Source organism: Parageobacillus sp. VR-IP (genome assembly GCF_013357975.1).
Taxonomy (GTDB): domain Bacteria; phylum Bacillota; class Bacilli; order Bacillales; family Anoxybacillaceae; genus Saccharococcus; species Saccharococcus caldoxylosilyticus.
On the sequence record NZ_JABVYQ010000003.1, the window covers coordinates 438,068 to 454,071 of the forward strand.

16 protein-coding genes and 1 pseudogene are annotated in these 16,004 nt (G+C 38.0%); 4 read left to right on the plus strand and 13 right to left on the minus strand.

The window, feature by feature from the left end; all coding sequences use genetic code 11:
* Positions 1 to 116: 116 nt before the first annotated feature.
* Complete coding sequence (locus HT574_RS10165) at positions 117 to 788, minus strand: response regulator transcription factor (protein ID WP_175244499.1); 672 nt, start codon at positions 786 to 788, stop codon at positions 117 to 119.
* A 2-nt stretch (positions 789 to 790) separates the two neighbouring features.
* Positions 791 to 2,164 (minus strand): sensor histidine kinase, encoded by a 1,374-nt coding sequence (locus HT574_RS10170; RefSeq protein ID WP_175244500.1) that lies wholly within the window; start codon positions 2,162 to 2,164, stop codon positions 791 to 793.
* Positions 2,165 to 2,282: 118 nt separating this feature from the next.
* Between HT574_RS10170 and HT574_RS20350 the strand changes: the two are divergent.
* Positions 2,283 to 2,415, plus strand: a pseudogene (locus tag HT574_RS20350) (YncE family protein); the annotation flags it as partial.
* Between the two features lie 173 nt (positions 2,416 to 2,588).
* On the opposite strand, the gene HT574_RS10180 reads toward HT574_RS20350, so the two are convergent.
* From HT574_RS10180 to HT574_RS10205, 6 genes are all read right to left on the minus strand, one after another.
* Positions 2,589 to 2,834, minus strand: coding sequence for a hypothetical protein (locus HT574_RS10180; RefSeq protein ID WP_175244501.1), 246 nt, complete (start codon positions 2,832 to 2,834; stop codon positions 2,589 to 2,591).
* 1,000 nt (positions 2,835 to 3,834) lie between these two features.
* Positions 3,835 to 4,443, minus strand: a complete 609-nt coding sequence (locus HT574_RS10185; RefSeq protein ID WP_175244502.1) for a class I SAM-dependent methyltransferase — start codon at positions 4,441 to 4,443, stop codon at positions 3,835 to 3,837.
* A 12-nt stretch (positions 4,444 to 4,455) separates the two neighbouring features.
* Positions 4,456 to 5,940 carry a sodium:solute symporter family protein gene (locus tag HT574_RS10190; RefSeq protein WP_175244503.1) on the minus strand — a complete coding sequence of 495 codons (1,485 nt, stop codon included), beginning with the start codon at positions 5,938 to 5,940 and terminating at the stop codon, positions 4,456 to 4,458.
* Positions 5,937 to 6,137, minus strand: a complete 201-nt coding sequence (locus HT574_RS10195) for a DUF3311 domain-containing protein (RefSeq protein WP_175244504.1) — start codon at positions 6,135 to 6,137, stop codon at positions 5,937 to 5,939. Before HT574_RS10195 ends, HT574_RS10190 begins: the two co-directional genes overlap by 4 nt.
* 30 nt (positions 6,138 to 6,167) lie before the next feature.
* Positions 6,168 to 7,409: a Zn-dependent hydrolase gene (locus HT574_RS10200; RefSeq protein WP_175244586.1), complete on the minus strand. Its 1,242-nt coding sequence runs from the start codon at positions 7,407 to 7,409 to the stop codon at positions 6,168 to 6,170.
* A 194-nt stretch (positions 7,410 to 7,603) separates the two neighbouring features.
* A complete protein-coding gene (locus HT574_RS10205; RefSeq protein ID WP_175244505.1) occupies positions 7,604 to 9,232 on the minus strand; it encodes an amidohydrolase in 1,629 nt (542 codons plus the stop codon).
* Between the two features lie 771 nt (positions 9,233 to 10,003).
* Between HT574_RS10205 and HT574_RS10210 the strand changes: the two genes are divergently transcribed.
* Both HT574_RS10210 and HT574_RS20225 read left to right on the plus strand, forming a co-directional pair.
* Positions 10,004 to 10,165, plus strand: coding sequence for a hypothetical protein (locus tag HT574_RS10210; protein ID WP_175244506.1), 162 nt, complete (start codon positions 10,004 to 10,006; stop codon positions 10,163 to 10,165).
* Between the two features lie 200 nt (positions 10,166 to 10,365).
* Positions 10,366 to 10,497, plus strand: coding sequence for a hypothetical protein (locus HT574_RS20225; protein ID WP_256410662.1), 132 nt, complete (start codon positions 10,366 to 10,368; stop codon positions 10,495 to 10,497).
* A 69-nt stretch (positions 10,498 to 10,566) separates the two neighbouring features.
* On the opposite strand, the gene HT574_RS10215 is transcribed toward HT574_RS20225, so the two are convergent.
* The 3 genes from HT574_RS10215 to HT574_RS10225 form a co-directional block, all read right to left on the minus strand.
* Complete coding sequence (locus HT574_RS10215; RefSeq protein ID WP_175244507.1) at positions 10,567 to 11,508, minus strand: cation diffusion facilitator family transporter; 942 nt, start codon at positions 11,506 to 11,508, stop codon at positions 10,567 to 10,569.
* Between the two features lie 14 nt (positions 11,509 to 11,522).
* Positions 11,523 to 11,831 carry an ArsR/SmtB family transcription factor gene (locus HT574_RS10220; RefSeq protein ID WP_175244508.1) on the minus strand — a complete coding sequence of 103 codons (309 nt, stop codon included), beginning with the start codon at positions 11,829 to 11,831 and terminating at the stop codon, positions 11,523 to 11,525.
* Positions 11,832 to 11,929: 98 nt separating this feature from the next.
* A complete protein-coding gene (locus HT574_RS10225; RefSeq protein ID WP_175244509.1) occupies positions 11,930 to 12,652 on the minus strand; it encodes a ZIP family metal transporter in 723 nt (240 codons plus the stop codon).
* A 211-nt stretch (positions 12,653 to 12,863) separates the two neighbouring features.
* Here HT574_RS10225 and HT574_RS10230 point away from each other — a divergent pair, with 211 nt between their 5' ends.
* Positions 12,864 to 14,024 (plus strand): iron-containing alcohol dehydrogenase, encoded by a 1,161-nt coding sequence (locus tag HT574_RS10230; protein ID WP_175244510.1) that lies wholly within the window; start codon positions 12,864 to 12,866, stop codon positions 14,022 to 14,024.
* Positions 14,025 to 14,312: 288 nt separating this feature from the next.
* Here the strand turns inward: HT574_RS10230 and chrA are convergent, their stop codons facing one another.
* Both chrA and HT574_RS10240 read right to left on the minus strand, forming a co-directional pair.
* Positions 14,313 to 15,515, minus strand: a complete 1,203-nt coding sequence (gene chrA, locus HT574_RS10235) for a chromate efflux transporter (RefSeq protein ID WP_175244511.1) — start codon at positions 15,513 to 15,515, stop codon at positions 14,313 to 14,315.
* A 103-nt stretch (positions 15,516 to 15,618) separates the two neighbouring features.
* On the minus strand, positions 15,619 to 15,927 hold the full coding sequence (locus HT574_RS10240) for a PadR family transcriptional regulator (RefSeq protein WP_175244587.1): 309 nt from the start codon (positions 15,925 to 15,927) through the stop codon (positions 15,619 to 15,621).
* Between the last annotated feature and the right edge of the window lie 77 nt (positions 15,928 to 16,004).

The following is a 16,004-nucleotide window of genomic DNA, read 5'->3' on the forward strand; positions in this document are numbered from 1 at the left end:
AGCGTTAAAAAATGTATTTCTTTAGAGGATATCGTTAAAATGCCCCTATTTTTATTCATAGTTTAATAACGATTTTAAACTAAAGAAAAAATTTGTTCTTTCATCCTCTTCTTACCTTATGCCTCCCATTTATATCCTACCCCCCAAACGGTTTGCAGAAATTGATCGATCGGAAAACCAACTTGTCTCAGCTTTTCTCTAATATTTTTGACATGAGAGTCTATGGTACGCTCTTCTGTATTTGCGTTATAGCCCCATAATGACACGATGATTTGTTCTCGGCTGAACACTCTGTTTCGATGCTTCAAAAACAGCCCCAATATGGCAAACTCTTTCGGCGTTAGAAAAATCGGTTCGTTTTGATAGTGGACTTTATGTTCGTCTTCATCCCACACTAATCCTTGAAATTCTATTTTCGAGCGCTTTCCTACGGAGCGGCGCAGCACCGCCTCTATGCGGGCAAGAAGCTCGGCTTCGTCAAACGGTTTGGCGATGTAATCATCCGCTCCAATATTGAGTCCTTTGACGATATCTAACGTTTGATCTCTTGCGGTCACCATGATAATAGGAACATCGGAAAATTCTCTAATTCGCTTGCACGTTTCCCAACCATCTATCTCTGGCATCATAATATCCAGTAAAACTAAATCCACTTGGTTATTCTCTAAGTACTGTATCGCTGATAAGCCGGACTCACATTTTACACAATGATATCCTTTAGGCGACAGATAAAGATCAAGTAAATCCAACATTCGTTTTTCATCGTCAACCAGTAAAATCGTGTACATGTTCATCCCTCCGGCAATGTAATAATCATGTTTGTTCCTTTTCCATATTCACTTGCGGCGCAAATCGAGCCTCCGTGCGCTTCCACAATTTCCTTGGCGATGGCCAGCCCCAGTCCTGTTCCGCCGCTGGTTCTTGATCTTGATTTATCCACTCGGTAAAACCGTTCAAAAATATGCGGCAAATCCTCTTCAGGGATCCCTCTGCCTTCGTCCGAAACAATAATCACAATGTTGTTTTTCTCTGTTCTTACATCAATAGACACGGTAGAACCTTGATCGGAATATTTTAAAGCATTGTCCAACAAATTCATCATCACTTGCTCAAAACGTTTCTGGTCTATATGGACGGTAATGTTTCCATCACAGTAATATACAAGAGACATTTTTTTCGCTTGAAACGCGGGGTGCATTTTGTCATGCAATTTTTTTAAGAAAGAACATAAGTTTGTAGGTTTCTTATGGATTTGAAAGGAATGTTGATCCATCTTCGCTAATTCAAAAAGATCCTTCACCAATTTTTGCATATGCTCTGCTTCTTCGTAGATAATGGACAAATATCGATTTCTCTCCTCTTCCCCCATGTTGGGTCTCCTAGCTATATCCGCATACCCTTTTACATAAGTGAGAGGGGTGCGAAGCTCATGAGAAATACTGGCGAGAAATTCGTTTCTTTCTTTTTTTAAGTATTCTAAATCCCTCGCCAATGTTTGAATGGCTTTTCCTAATTCCGCCAATTCGTTCTCCCCTTTTATTTGCAGACGAACAGAAAAATCGCCTTTGCTCAATTTTTCGGTCGCCTCTTTCATGCGAATGAGAGGGATGGTAATGACTCTTGATAAGAAAGCAATCGTAATAATCGTTAAAAATACCGAAAGAATTCCAACCATAATGAAATGATGCTTTAACTTATAAATCATGTTTTGAATGGAATCCGTATTTTGAAACATATAGACATACCCTTTGATCTTGCCGTCAATCCGAATCGGGCTTACCGTTGAAATATGCGCCTCTTTTTGCCAATTTTTTTGCACAATCATTCCACTATGGGGAATGTTTTTATTATTTGCTTTTTTTATGATTCTTTTAGCAAATGGTAAAATATGATCTGAAAAATACAATATCTTCCCATTTTCATTTGTAATAACGACATCTGTCTCTGCTTCAGACTCCATCATGGTGACATGTTCTAACGTAGAAGGGTTATAATTTTTTTCTAACACATCGCGATGATTATTCCCTCTTGCCAACAGCTGTTCAAATTCCTCATTAATTCGAGAATGAACCAGAGTAACATATAAAGACACAAATAAAATCGTCTCTACTCCTAATACGAATACAAAAAATAATAGTCCTAATTTAAATGAAATTTTTCGCACTTTTGTCCCTTCCTTATCAGCTTACTCTCCTCCATATAATAACAAACAAATGTAGAGAAAATGTGCAGAAAAAACGGAGATCCCTTAAGGTCGTTTCCAAATAGAAAATAATGAACAAGGAGTAGCCACAAGTCCAGATCATAAAATGTGTTTTCGTGACCAATATGTTTGAAAACACAGTTAGTGTCATAGATAAAGAACAAAACAAAGTAATAAAAACGGTTCAAGTAGGTGAAATTCCTAACGGGATAAGACGTCATGCCGCAAATATAAATAAAAATAAACAGCAGATTGAATTTTTAAACCTGCTGTTTTCTTTTCTATTTACTGAAATTTACGTATGAAAAAAGCACCGTAGTTTTAAAGCCTGCAGTGCTTAAATATAACTGATTAAGCCTTGTTACATCTGGTTGTTCATATGCCCTTATTTCATCATTTGTTGATTCATTCTGTCATAATTCATCATATGTTCCATCATTTTTTCTCCGTTATTTCGACACTGTTCATACATTTTTAGTAATTGTTCCTCTGATAAATTTGGATGCATTTGTTTCATCATTGGTAACATTTCTTTCCAACCATTATTATCATCTTTATTTGCTGCAAAGACAGCTGTAGCTAGCATAAAAGCTGAAACAAGTATGAACAAACCTGAAATAAGTTTTTTCATTTTCAACACCTCCATCCTTTTCTGGTTTTAGAATAAAGGAGAAGTATGGAGAAAGTGTTCATAAAAATTTACAAATTTTTGTCGTGGATTGATATTTGCAAAAATCGACTAGAATTTCTAATGGCTCTATCCTGAAAACACCATTTAAGACAAAAAACGGTGGCCGCCTAGCCTTCGGAATTCAATTCCAAATGGAGGTATTTCAGTATATATATGGTTAATAAGTGCTATGCACTCGTTTTTTCCAGTTTCACTATCCTTCGGACTTTTACATACCATAGATACCACAACCTCATAGCCCCAGCTGCAAGGAGACCATTCGACAGAAGGTTGTTTTCATCCTTCCGATGGCGACGAAATTTTTTCGGCATGGGAGTCTATCCTCATAATCATACTTTGTGCTTACATGTTTCTCTAAAGAATGTGAATCATTATAAATTACTTGTAGAAGTCAGGCGTGATTGTATAAGAATAATTCAAAAAACTGTGTTGCTAGCTGGAGGCATAATTTTGTTATATTCAAATGTTTTCCGCTTTTTTATGTGATCACGATGAGTATACATAATTAATTTTATATTAGTCAGAAATTTCACTCTACTTATTATTCTTAGATCTAATTTTAGTGATAAAATTATTAATAAATCCAAGAATAATTCTGCACTATTTTATGCACAAAGTGATTATTAGTTCATACCTACAATTTGACGGCGACGTTTAAGAATTATAACAACACATCATACATCATGTACTTTCCTATACACCTACATTGTTTACATTGTTATTTCCAGAAAATACTAACAGAAAAGTTACTTAAAAACAATCTGTTATGTAACACTTACACTTATGTGTCACACAACAAAAATATTAGACTATTCGGTCTTTATGAGGTTCACCGCTTAGTTATATTTTATACTGCAGCGTCTTTATATTGAGTTAATACCATTGTAATTATAGCTAGATTTTCACTAAAACAAGGAAATAAAAAATAACCCATAGATCTTTAACTCGATGGATTAGCACCGATAGCACATACAGCTGAAACCGGCTTCATTTTTTTCACTTCAAGTTGAATTGGTGAGAACCCTGCCTCTTTGAGATACTGTACTAATTTTTCCCCTTCTTGACGTGCTATTTCATTAGTTGCACCCTTGGAACGAGGCTGGAGTGTAATTGCAATCAGCCCGTTTGGCTTCAGCAAATTCCGCAACTCTTTTAATCGTTCAATAGGTTGTTCCCAGAATATAATCGAATTGATCGAAAAGATTTTATCAAACGCTTCGTTAAACACGGGAAGATCCTCAATAGCCGCAAGTTGTAGCTTTACTCTTCCTTCCCGTATAGCGGCCTCATTCCTTTTTTGTGCTTGTGAAAGCATTACTTCTGAGGGATCAATTCCTACGAACGTCCCCTCCTTAATGATGTTGCTTATCTTCTCAACTGCAATTCCGGGACCAAATCCAATCTCTAGTACCGTATCATTACTTCGTATATCCAATAATGACACGGTCCATTCGTTGATTTCTTTATTAGTAGCTGCCATAATCCTTCCACCGATGTTTCCCAAAAAACCATATGGCCGACCAAATAAATTCATCAAAAATCGACTCATTAAAAACCTCCTCTAATTACTTGCTTCAATATCACTCATTTGTTTCTTGTTAATATCCATATTTTTAGTAAAAATGCTAACAACTAAAGTTACTACAGTATTTATTAATAATGCGATTGCTCCTGTGCTGATATCATTAATTACATGGGGCACATTTGGAAAGAAAGTTGCGATCTTTACATGAAAAATCGTCGCATATAAAACTATAAACACCCCCGCAACAATTCCTGTAATGGCGCCGTACTTATTGATAAGATTATTTTTTGGAAAGCTAAAAAACAATGCTGTTACTAATTGAGAAATAAGACTATATGACATGATGTTTAGTATGGCTAGTGCTTCTCCACCTGTTATGGTAAAGATTAAAGCGAAAGAAGAAATTCCAATTAAAAATAATTTCGATGCAATTAATTGCTGTTTTTCCGTAGCTTTTGGAACAATGGCATTGTAAAAACTTTTTGTTAAACCAACAGATGCAGACATTAGCATAACAGAAGCCGGCACCAAAGCAGTCAGTAAACCAGCGGCTCCGACTATACCAATTACCCATGGATCAAAAGTTTCAATCGCTAATCTTAAAAGAGAGAGATCTCCTTCGGCTCCTTGCAAACCTGGAATCTGTACAACAGCCGTAAAGCCTATGAAAAAGACAAAAAGCAATAATAAAGTGTATAAAGGTAAAGTAATAGCATTTTTACGGAGTGTTTTTTCTCCATTTGCGGATAAAACGACGGAGAAAGAATGAGGTAATAAATAAAAACCTACAGCATTTAAAAGAACCGTTGAGATAAACCAAGATATGCTTAGTCCTTGATTTGACAATGTCAGCATCTCAGGTTTAACAGACTGAACTGACTCAAACATTGGCTGAATTCCGCCAAAGTAGTGGATAGGAATATATATCCCCAAAAATACAACAACTACTAAAATCATAATATCTTTAATTACAGCAGTCCACGCTGAACCATGGATACCAGAGATTATTACATAAGTAGTTACAGCTATTGCGCCTATAAAACTTGCAACAACTGGTGAAACGGCTCCATAAGAAGCTTCTGAAACAATTATTCCTAATCCTTTAATTTGTATAACTATATAAGGTACAAGGGCCATACTTCCCAAAATAGCCACTATAATCCCCATTGAACGGCTGTTGTATTTAGATGCAAAATAGTCAGGTTGCGAGATAATGCTGTGTTCCTTAGCATATTTCCAAATTTTAGGGACAAGCCAATAAGATAGCACATATGCCAAACATATATATGTGGGAACATAATAAACTGCAGCTCCTTTTGAGTAGGCCCACCCACTTCCACCTAGAAACGTAAACGTTGTATAAACCTCACCTGCGACTAACAAAAAAACGAACAAGGTTCCAAAGCCTCTGCCACCAACAGCAAATTGCTGCATATTCATATCTTTTCCTTTTCTTGCGTTTATTCCTAAATAAAGAGCTAGGATTAAGAACATAAAAATAATAATTAAGGATATATTCATTCTGGATCCCTCCCCTTATTATCGGGATCAAATCTATACACAATCGTTAAAATAACCGAAGAAAGTACCATCCAAAATACAATCCAAAACAAAAGAAAAGGCATTCCTAACACATATGGCTCTATTTTATTCGCAAAGGACAAGAAACCTAACAATCCTATAAAAGGTACCCAGAGCAAAATTTTAATATATTTCAAAATACCCCTCCCCTCTAGCCAAGATGTTTTTTATGATTTAAAATTTTTTTGCATTGCAAGAATGGTTTCTAATATTACATTTACTCCCTTTTCACAATCTTCCCAAGTGGTAAGTTCATCTTCACTATGGCTCTTTCCATTGATGCTTGGAACAAAAACCATGGCAGTTGGTATATAGTTAGCTATGAATTGAGCGTCATGACCCGCGCCACTAACCATTCTTTTATAGGAATAGCCTAATTTTTTTGTAGATTGTTCTAACAGATCGCAGATTTGCTTATTAAACCAAACCGTATCCCGATCCCATAATTTTTTTGTTTTGATTTCACATCCTTCTTTGAAAGATGATTGTGCAAGTCCTTGAATAATTTCCTCCACTTGCTTGATAACCGCTGGATTTTTATGTCTAGCTTCCAATGAAAAGACAACTTTATTTGGAATAACCGTGTGTATATTAGGGAATACGTTCAATCTTCCAATGGTATACACCAATTCATGATCAAGCGCGCTCATTTTTTGCCTTACTTCAGTTATTAAGTTGTTTGCTGCAAAGAGAGCATCTTTTCTCATGTCCATAGGAGTAGTTCCTGCATGGTCAGATTCCCCAGTTACTTCAATCTCATAGCACACCATTCCAACTACACATTCAACGATACCAATAGAACATGATTCTCGTTCAAGAATTGGACCTTGTTCAATGTGCAACTCTAAAAAAGCAGTAGCTTCTTTCAAACGTGCCTCTTCTTTACCTGCATAACCAATAGAATTTAATGCTTCTTCAAAAGTGATACCATCAGCATCTGTTTTTTGTAGCATGATAGATTTTTCGAATTTACCTGAAAGAACCCCAGATCCCATCAATGAAGGTTCAAATCTAGCACCTTCTTCATTTGTAAAATTAACAATCATGATTGGGATTAGTGGTTTGATATTATTTTCTAATAATGTTCTTACCACTTCTAAACCAGCAACCACTCCTAAGACTCCATCAAACCGTCCGCCATTTTTTACAGTATCTAAATGTGAACCGATCACTATTGGCGGCTTGTTTTCAAGCCCTTCTAAAGTAGCATAAATATTACCCATATCATCGATCTTTATGGACATACCTAATTCTTCGCAACAAGAACAAAAATAATCTCGAGCTAATCTATCCTCTTCAGACAATGATAAACGAGTTACTCCATTGTTTTCTGTACGTCCAAAATTTGCAAATTGTTCAAGCGTATTTTTTAGCCTTTCCCCATTAATTAACAATTTTTGTTGTTCCATCATTTACACTCCTTCTTCAAATAATTTAGTAATCCTATAATATATTTGTGGCTTTCGTATCGTTTAACTAACCGGGTAATCCGTTTGCCGAATTTTCAGAACAAAATTTTTGCAAAATTTACCGTGGAGAACCAGTTGATAAGAAATTTTACTTGAACTTTACCTTGAAATAACCATACACAAGTTACATCATTTCAACTCCATTTCCCTCTTTTCAAATTTCCCCTTTGATAGAGAATCTCACCATCAATCATTGTTGCTTCTACTTTCAAATCCTTAATTTTATCTGGATTAACACGCAAAACACTATCACTTAAAACGACTAAATCCGCTAACTTTCCGACTTCTATACTTCCTTTTATCTCTTCTTCAAAACTTGCATAAGCGCCATTCCACGTATAAAGTTTAATCGCTTCCATTACACTAATGGATTGATTAGTTCCAATCTCCATTCCAGATTGGCTTTTTCTATTAACTGCGGTATGAATTCCTAATAAAGGATTATAATCAGTAATTGGTGAGTCTGAACCACCTGCTACCATGATACCCTTATCCATAAAGTCCCGAATAGCGTACATATAATTGACACGATCACCATAATTGTGAATATATATCTCACCAAATTCATATGGAAACGGAGGATTTGGAATAGGGATAAGTTCAAGTTTTTTTATTCTTTCTTGTAAATCAGGTGTTGAAATGCCTGCATGTTCGATCCGATGTCGATGGTTTGTCCTTGGAAATTCCTCCAACGCTTTTTCCACACAATTTAAATACATTTCAATGGCTCTATCTCCTTGGGCGTGCACAGTGATTTGATATCCTTTTTTATGTGCCTCGCCTAGGACTCGATAGATTTCTTCCTCACTATAATAAAGAATGCCTGAATTGTTAGGATCACTTGAATAAGGGTCGCGAGTTGCAATGGTTGGACCTGTGCTACTTCCATCTATAAACAATTTAGCCGGTCCGATTTTGAACTTTTCATCCCCAGTACCGGTTATTACTCCAGCTTTGATCATTTTGTCAACAAATTCATGGGAATTATTTAACGAAGAAATCATAGCATATATACGAACACGGATATCCTTGTTTTTTACAGCTTTTTGTAGCAAACGGTAACTATCAGGGCCAAATGCACCTGCTTCATGAATACTTGTAATGCCTGCTGCAATGAAGTGATCTGATGCTATTTTCACTGCCTTCATAAGTTCGCTCTCTGTATAACTTGCTATTTCGTTCATTTTCATATTTGCTGCTTCAATTAATCTTCCTGTCAACCTTCCTGCCTGATCTTTTTCAATCACCCCTCCCTTAGGGTCTGGTGTATTCTCGTCAATTTTCGCCATCTCCAGCGCCTTGCTGTTTACCACACTGATATGTCCACAAGTGCGAGATACGATAATTGGATGATCTGTTGAAATTGCGTCTAGCTCAGCAATCGTTGGATAACGTTTTTCCTTTACCGCGGTTTCGTTAAATCCCCAAGCCCGTATCCATTCACCTTTGGGAGTTTCCAGTGCTTTTTCCTTCAGAGCATCTAACACAGCTGCAACAGAGTCGATATGAGGTGCTTTACAGCTTACCCCTAACTGAAAAACACCATATAAAATCAGGTGAATATGAGAATCAATAAATCCAGGAAGAAGTGTTTTTCCTTCCAAATCAATAACTTCTGTTTCTTCCCCAATAAAACATTTAATTTCCTGGTTTGAACCAACACCTACGATACGGTTGCCTTTTACAGCTACAGATTCGACTATTGAATTCTTTTTGTCTACTGTAATAACTTCTCCGTTTATAAATACAATGTCTGCTTTCATAAACACATCCCTTTCAAAAATTAATCTTTAAAAACGCCGGTATTTAGAGGTATATCCGAACAGTAGGTAACGGAAAAAGTGCTAAAAAATAAATAACTTGAAAACTATTTATTTTATGCAACATGTGCCAGCTGATGATCTCTACCAAAAAGATGTCAATAAAACCGCATCAGCTGCTAAAGAAACGTTTAAAACATGGAAGAAAGTACTGTTACCACAATGCATTTAGTATCGCTAATTCTGTGGATTATTCTAATACTACATTGTATCAATGATGTAAATCGCTTTCATTAAACAAAAAGTAAAATATTTCTAAATTATCATCTTACATTAAGTATAAAATAGCGTTGCAAAACGTAAAAATTCGAATTTATGCATAAAAACGCAATATAACACATGCAGTAAGAAGGGCTTTCCTGCAAACGATAAAAATCGTCTTCCTTTGATGTTAAAAGTAATGGTGCGATCTAAGAAATCAGCAATCTTTTAATGCTCATTTATTAGTCTCCGAACCCAATGATTCTATACTGCTTACAAGGTGTTCGTAACATGACCGCGAGTGCATACAAACAGCTTGCAGTGTAATGCCTATTGCAAGCTCTTACTAATTTTCTTTCTGCCTCATTTCACGGATAAGATTTTGGAATTTGGAATTGTTGCTAAAGGGATATTTTGTTCATATAACCTAAGAGGCTCTAATACCTATAACGTATTATGTGCAAGAAAAGTTATTTAGCTACATAATATTTTAATTAAAAAAGGAGGTGAATTATGAAGCAGCAAAAATGGGCCGTTGGAGGATTAGTGTTTGTTGGCTGTATGTTTCTCGGTGGAGGATTGGGAGCTTGGTTAGGGAGTCCCCAAGTCGGATGGCTCATAGGGATGGGTTTTGGATTTCTTGGGATGGCTTTAACGAGACTGATGGGTAAATGATAAAATAAAACACGTCTCTTCTCCTCTTAGATAAGTCAATATGCATGAAGTTACATACCAGGCCCTGTAACATGTAATAATTGTACTCATACAAAGCTACACTCTAACAAGAAATGGTATTCTCCCCTACAAGTAGACAACGAAAAAAGAGGACCATTTGACATGATGTTCTTAAGAGTCTACTTGGGAGGAGATTTTTTATGGCGAAGAAAGGACAAACTTTTAACACTTATTCCGAAGAGCCGAAACAGGAAGTCGTTCGTTTGAAATTCTCTTCTGTAACCGATTTTTCTTGCCAACAATGGCAAAACAAGATAATATCCCATCGCTAATCCTGCTTGACCCGCACCGATAACAAGAACATCAGCGTTTTGTCACATTTCCATCAGTTTCGAAAAGGGTTAGACTTTCATTTCCCCGTGATGGATTTGAGAGGTTTCAATTTGAATGGTTGTATGCAAAATCTTAAATTTTTCTTCAATCATGTGAATGGCATCTTGTAAAACCTTTTGGCTGTCTTGATGATCTTCAATCAAAATATGGCAACTTAATGAATCCAACCCTGATGTAATCGTCCAAATATGAAGGTCGTGAACGTCAATCACTCCTTCGATACTTTCTAAGGCTTTTTTCACTTCATTTTGGTCAATGGTAATGGGCGTTCCTTCCATCAAAATGTGAACCGTATGTTTAATCACTCCCCAAGCACCTTTCAAAATTAATAAAGCAACCAAAATGGAAATAGTGGGATCTGCCACATACCAATCAAAGAGCCACATGGCAAGCCCAGCGATGATAGCACCTACAGAACCTAAAGCGTCACCGATAACGTGAAGATAGGCACTACGAAGATTGATATTATTTTCCACATCCCCTTTTCTCATTAACGCCCATGCACTTAAAAGATTGGCAAAAAGACCGATGGACGCAATCAACATCATAGAGCCGCTAGCTACGGTAGGCGGGTTGTAAAAACGCTGAATAGCTTCCCATACGATAAACCCAGCGATAACAAACAAGGTAACTCCATTAAACAAAGCGGCCAAGATTTCAAAACGATAAAAGCCATACGTTTTATTAGGCGAAGCTGGTTTGGTAGCAAACCAAATAGCAACTAAGCTAAGAACAAGGGAACTGGCATCACTAAGCATATGTCCAGAGTCGGAAAGAAGGGCTAGGCTGTTTGTGATTAAACCTCCGAAAAACTCTAATAACATAATTCCAGCGGTAATAAAAAGCGCAATCGTAAGCCCTTTTTTATTACCTTCTCTTCCGTGATGGTGATGGTGTCCGTGGGGATGGTGGTGACCATGGTGGTCGTGAGAATGATGGTGATGATGCATGATAAAATGCCTCCTTAATGATGTTCAGAATGGTCAATGGCTTGTTTTAATAATGAAATAACGTGTTCGTCATCGCAGGAGTAAAATAGTGTTTTTCCTTCACGGCGATACTTAACCAATCTCAGATTTCGTAACATACTAAGCTGATGGGAAACGGCTGATTGAGACATTTCCAACACTTCCGCAATGTGATTGACATTGCACTCTTCTTGCGATAACAAATAAAGAATTTTGATTCTTGTTGGATCGGATAATACCTTAAATATTTGCGATACATTTTCAATGGTTTCAGATTTTAAGAAAGAATGGTCTTCTACCTTCATGATGATTCCCTCACTTTTATATATGAGCATATGTTCATATGTATGTATATCATATTTTACATTCATTTTTTTGTCAAGTTTAGGAAATGTTTTGCCTTTTATAGAAAAAACAAGTAAAATGAAACCAATATAAAACCGATTATAGCCATGATAACGCAGTATATTTTGGCAGATGTGCGTAAAGCTGTTCCGAAAATCTCTTTTCCCGTTACAGAAAGCATTAATCCCATTGCCAATGCGATAATCATTGCTGCTAACCAAGGAACTCCCATTCCATAACTATTTCCTATGAAGGCTCCAACTCCTACGGGGACGGAGGCTATGGTTGCCCCAAGTATGATGCTGAGGATTCCAAACCCAGCCATCAGCAAGGGAGTAAAAACAGCAATCCCTTCTGGAATATTGTGAAGCATGATCGTAGTCATCATTGGTTTAGTCAATGAATCATGAGTATTGGCTCCAAGTGCGATGCCTGTTGGAAAATTATGCAAGGCAATACTGAATGTTAAAAATAGACCAGAATGTACAAATAAGTCTTTTTTAGCGTCATTGGTAATAATGATCACATGATGGGAAACCTTTTCTAGATACTTGTATATAAAATAACCAAAAATCAATCCGACAATAGCAATAAACCAGCCTCCAATTTCTATGCTTTCAGGCAAAATTTCCATTGTGACCAGCCCGAATATCATTCCACTACATATGGAAAAAATGGTAGGTGTTCCTCTTTGCCAGCCTTGAAACAACCAAGCAATCGCTCCACCAGATAACATTCCGATAGCAGAAGCAGAAAACCCTAAAAGCCAAATGGAGTTCATCCATCATCCCCACCTTGTACTAAGTTGTCTTTACTTTGTATATCTACCAACCTCATAAAATATGCCTTAAGAAAACAAAAAATCCTCCGCCATAGGAGGATTTTACAGTGGTTTCCCCGATAACGCGATTTATTTGACTTGTATGACAGATCAATCAGAATTAAAATTAAAATATTCATAATTTTATTCCAGTTGCTTAAGGGGGAGACATATGAACAGTTTTCATTATTTTTGCCCGACACGCATTGAAATGGGAATGGGGAAAGCAAAGCAGCTGCCGGAATTGTTGGAATCACTGCAAGTTGGAAAATCGATTTTACTTGTTAGTGACCCGGGAGTCGTTCAGACCGGCTTAGTTGAACCGATTCAAGCAAAATTGCAGTCAGCCGGCTATCGCGTAACGTTGTTTGATGACGTATCGCAAAATCCGCGCGACACGGAATGCCTGAAAGGCGCGGAGTATTTTAATGAACAGAACGCTGATGCCGTTATCGCCATCGGCGGTGGAAGTGCGATGGATACGGGAAAAGCGATTGCACTCATTGGACGAAATGGCGGGACACCAATTGAATATGCAGAAGGAAAACGGCGGTATGAGAACGTAGCTCCCATTATTTGTGTCCCAACAACAGCGGGGACAGGCACCGAAGTCACCCGTTCGTCCGTTATTACGGAAGCTTCCACCCACCGGAAGCTGACATTGAAAGATGCTGCGCTTCGTCCGGTATTGGCTGTTCTTGATCCGGAGCTTACATTCACCGTACCTAAATCCGTTACGGCTGCGACTGGGGTTGATGCATTAGTTCATGCAATCGAAGGCTATACGTGCAAAGTGACGAATCCAATATCGCAAGCACTGGGAGCAAGAGCAATGAAAATCATTGTGTCAGCACTTCCTGAAGCATATCGGGATGGCCGAAACGAAAAAGCCCGATACGACATGCTGCTGGCTAGTTTGCTTGCGGGATTATGTTTCGGATCCGCAGACGTAGCGGCTGTCCATTGTTTGGCGGAGGCTCTAGGCGGGCTCTATGATACGCCGCATGGTGTCGCAAATGCTGTATTTTTGCCGTTTGTGTTGAAATTTAATGCGCAAGAGAATAAGGCAATGCATGCAAAATTGGCGCGGTATATGAAATTTGCGGCAGAATCTGATTCGGATGAACAAGCTGTCGAACAATTGATCCAGGGCATCGAGGCGTTCACCCGCAGTTTGGACATTCCAAAACTAAAAGACTTACCTGGTTTGCGTAAAGAAGACTTTGGAAAAATTGTGGAACTGGCGGTGCAAAACGGATCCACTCCAAGCAACATCCGGACTGTGACGGCCGAGGATTATCTTCACATTCTTGAAGATGCGTACAACGCTTGAATCGTGTAAAGACCGTAAATAAAAAAGGTTCAACATCTTATTCTACATAAATTCCCATATGATAAATACACGATATATAAACTCCGTATTTATACACGGTTGGAACTTGAGCGGCCCTCCCTATGTCCATGACGATGATAAAATGGTTCTTACGTTCTTTTGGTGAAAATTCGAGATAATGAGAATGAGAAACTAAAAACCTCTAATTTGCACACTGATTTTCTCGATTAGCCACTTCTTATCACCAAAATGGCGTAAGAACCAAAAAACTCTTTGCCAGTGGATATTTTACGAAATAAAGAAAAGAAGAGCTCCTGCGGCGGCGGAAAATACAACGACAATCCAAGGCGGACACTTCCAGACCGTTAATAGGCCAAAGTCGGCTAAAGCAAGGCAAAAATCTAACGGGCTTTTTATTGCTTTCGTCCATACAGGATGATATAGTGCTGCAAGTAAGATTCCTACAACAGCTGCATTGATACCATATAGTGCTGCTTGAAAACGGGGGCGATGACGAAGCCAATTCCAAAAAGGAAGGGCTCCAAGGATTAACAGAAAAGAAGGTAGAAAGATAGCAAGAGTTGCCACGATAGCACCTTTCCATCCGAAACTAGCCATTCCTAAGTACGATGCAAAGGTAAACAATGGCCCTGGTACTGCTTGTGCCGCTCCGTACCCAGCTAAGAATTGATTGGCTGTTAGCCACCCAGTAGGAACCACTTCTGCTTGCAGCAAGGGAAGCACAACATGTCCTCCGCCGAATACCAAGGCACCAGATCGATAAAAGCTATCAAAGAGTGCAACCAGATTAGAACCAGTGAACTGTCGGACTACAGGAAGCAACCCTAACAAAGCAAAAAATAAAATGAGTAAGATCATGGCTGCCTTTTTATTAAACGAGATAGAAATTGGAATTGGATTAGAAACTGGAGTGCTTCGGAACAAAAACCATCCTATGATTCCAGCACCTACGATGATTCCCACTTGACTAAAAACACTCGGAATCATTAAAGCCAACATAGCTGCTGCGATCGCAATGGTGGCACGCGGCCGATCAGACGCAAAGTTTTTGGCCATGCCCCACACCGCTTGAGCCACTACAGCGACCGCCACAACCAGCAGTCCATGGAGCCAGCCTGTCTCACGGAAGGAAGTTCCTTTCAAAAAGTAGGCAAACAAGATAAGCGCAATGGCAGAAGGAAGAGTAAATCCAAGCCAAGCGGCGATAGCGCCCCAAAAACCAGCTCGTATAAACCCAATCCCCATTCCAACCTGACTACTCGCCGGACCCGGTAAAAATTGACACAGTGCTACCAAATCGGCATATGTTTTTTCATCCACCCATTTTCGCCGGTTCACATATTCCTCTCGAAAATATCCTAAATGAGCAATAGGCCCTCCAAAAGACGTCAATCCTAGTCGAGTAGCTGTTTTCAATACTTCCCAAACAGAACCTCTTTGTTCCCGTTGCATCTCATTTTCTTGGTCCATCTCTTCTTATTCCCCCCCTAGTGATAAATGGTCATGATATATGTTACAAATATTGTACAACCCAAAGTGTGTACGATTAATTCATCAAAATAATTGAAGCTCGTTAATCCTTTATTTCTTTAAATAGCTCGTAGGCTTTTTCTCTCGCTTTTATAAGTACCTCATTTCCTTTTTCCGTTGTTCTGTAGTATTTTCTAATCTTCCCTTCAACATTTTTTTCTTCTTTTTCTAATAGACCGTTTAACTCCATGTCATGCAGTAAAGGATACAATGTTCCAGCACTCATCTGATAACCATGTTTTTTTAGTTCTTCTAACATCCATGAACCAAATATGGGCTCTTTTTTCGCATGATGTAAAATGTGTATTTGAATAAAACCAAGAAACAATTTACGTAACACTTTATTTTCCATCATGATCCCCTTCATTATCGATTTTCGATATCGAAAATCGATAGCATTGTATCACGTCTATGTGGTGTTTTTCACGA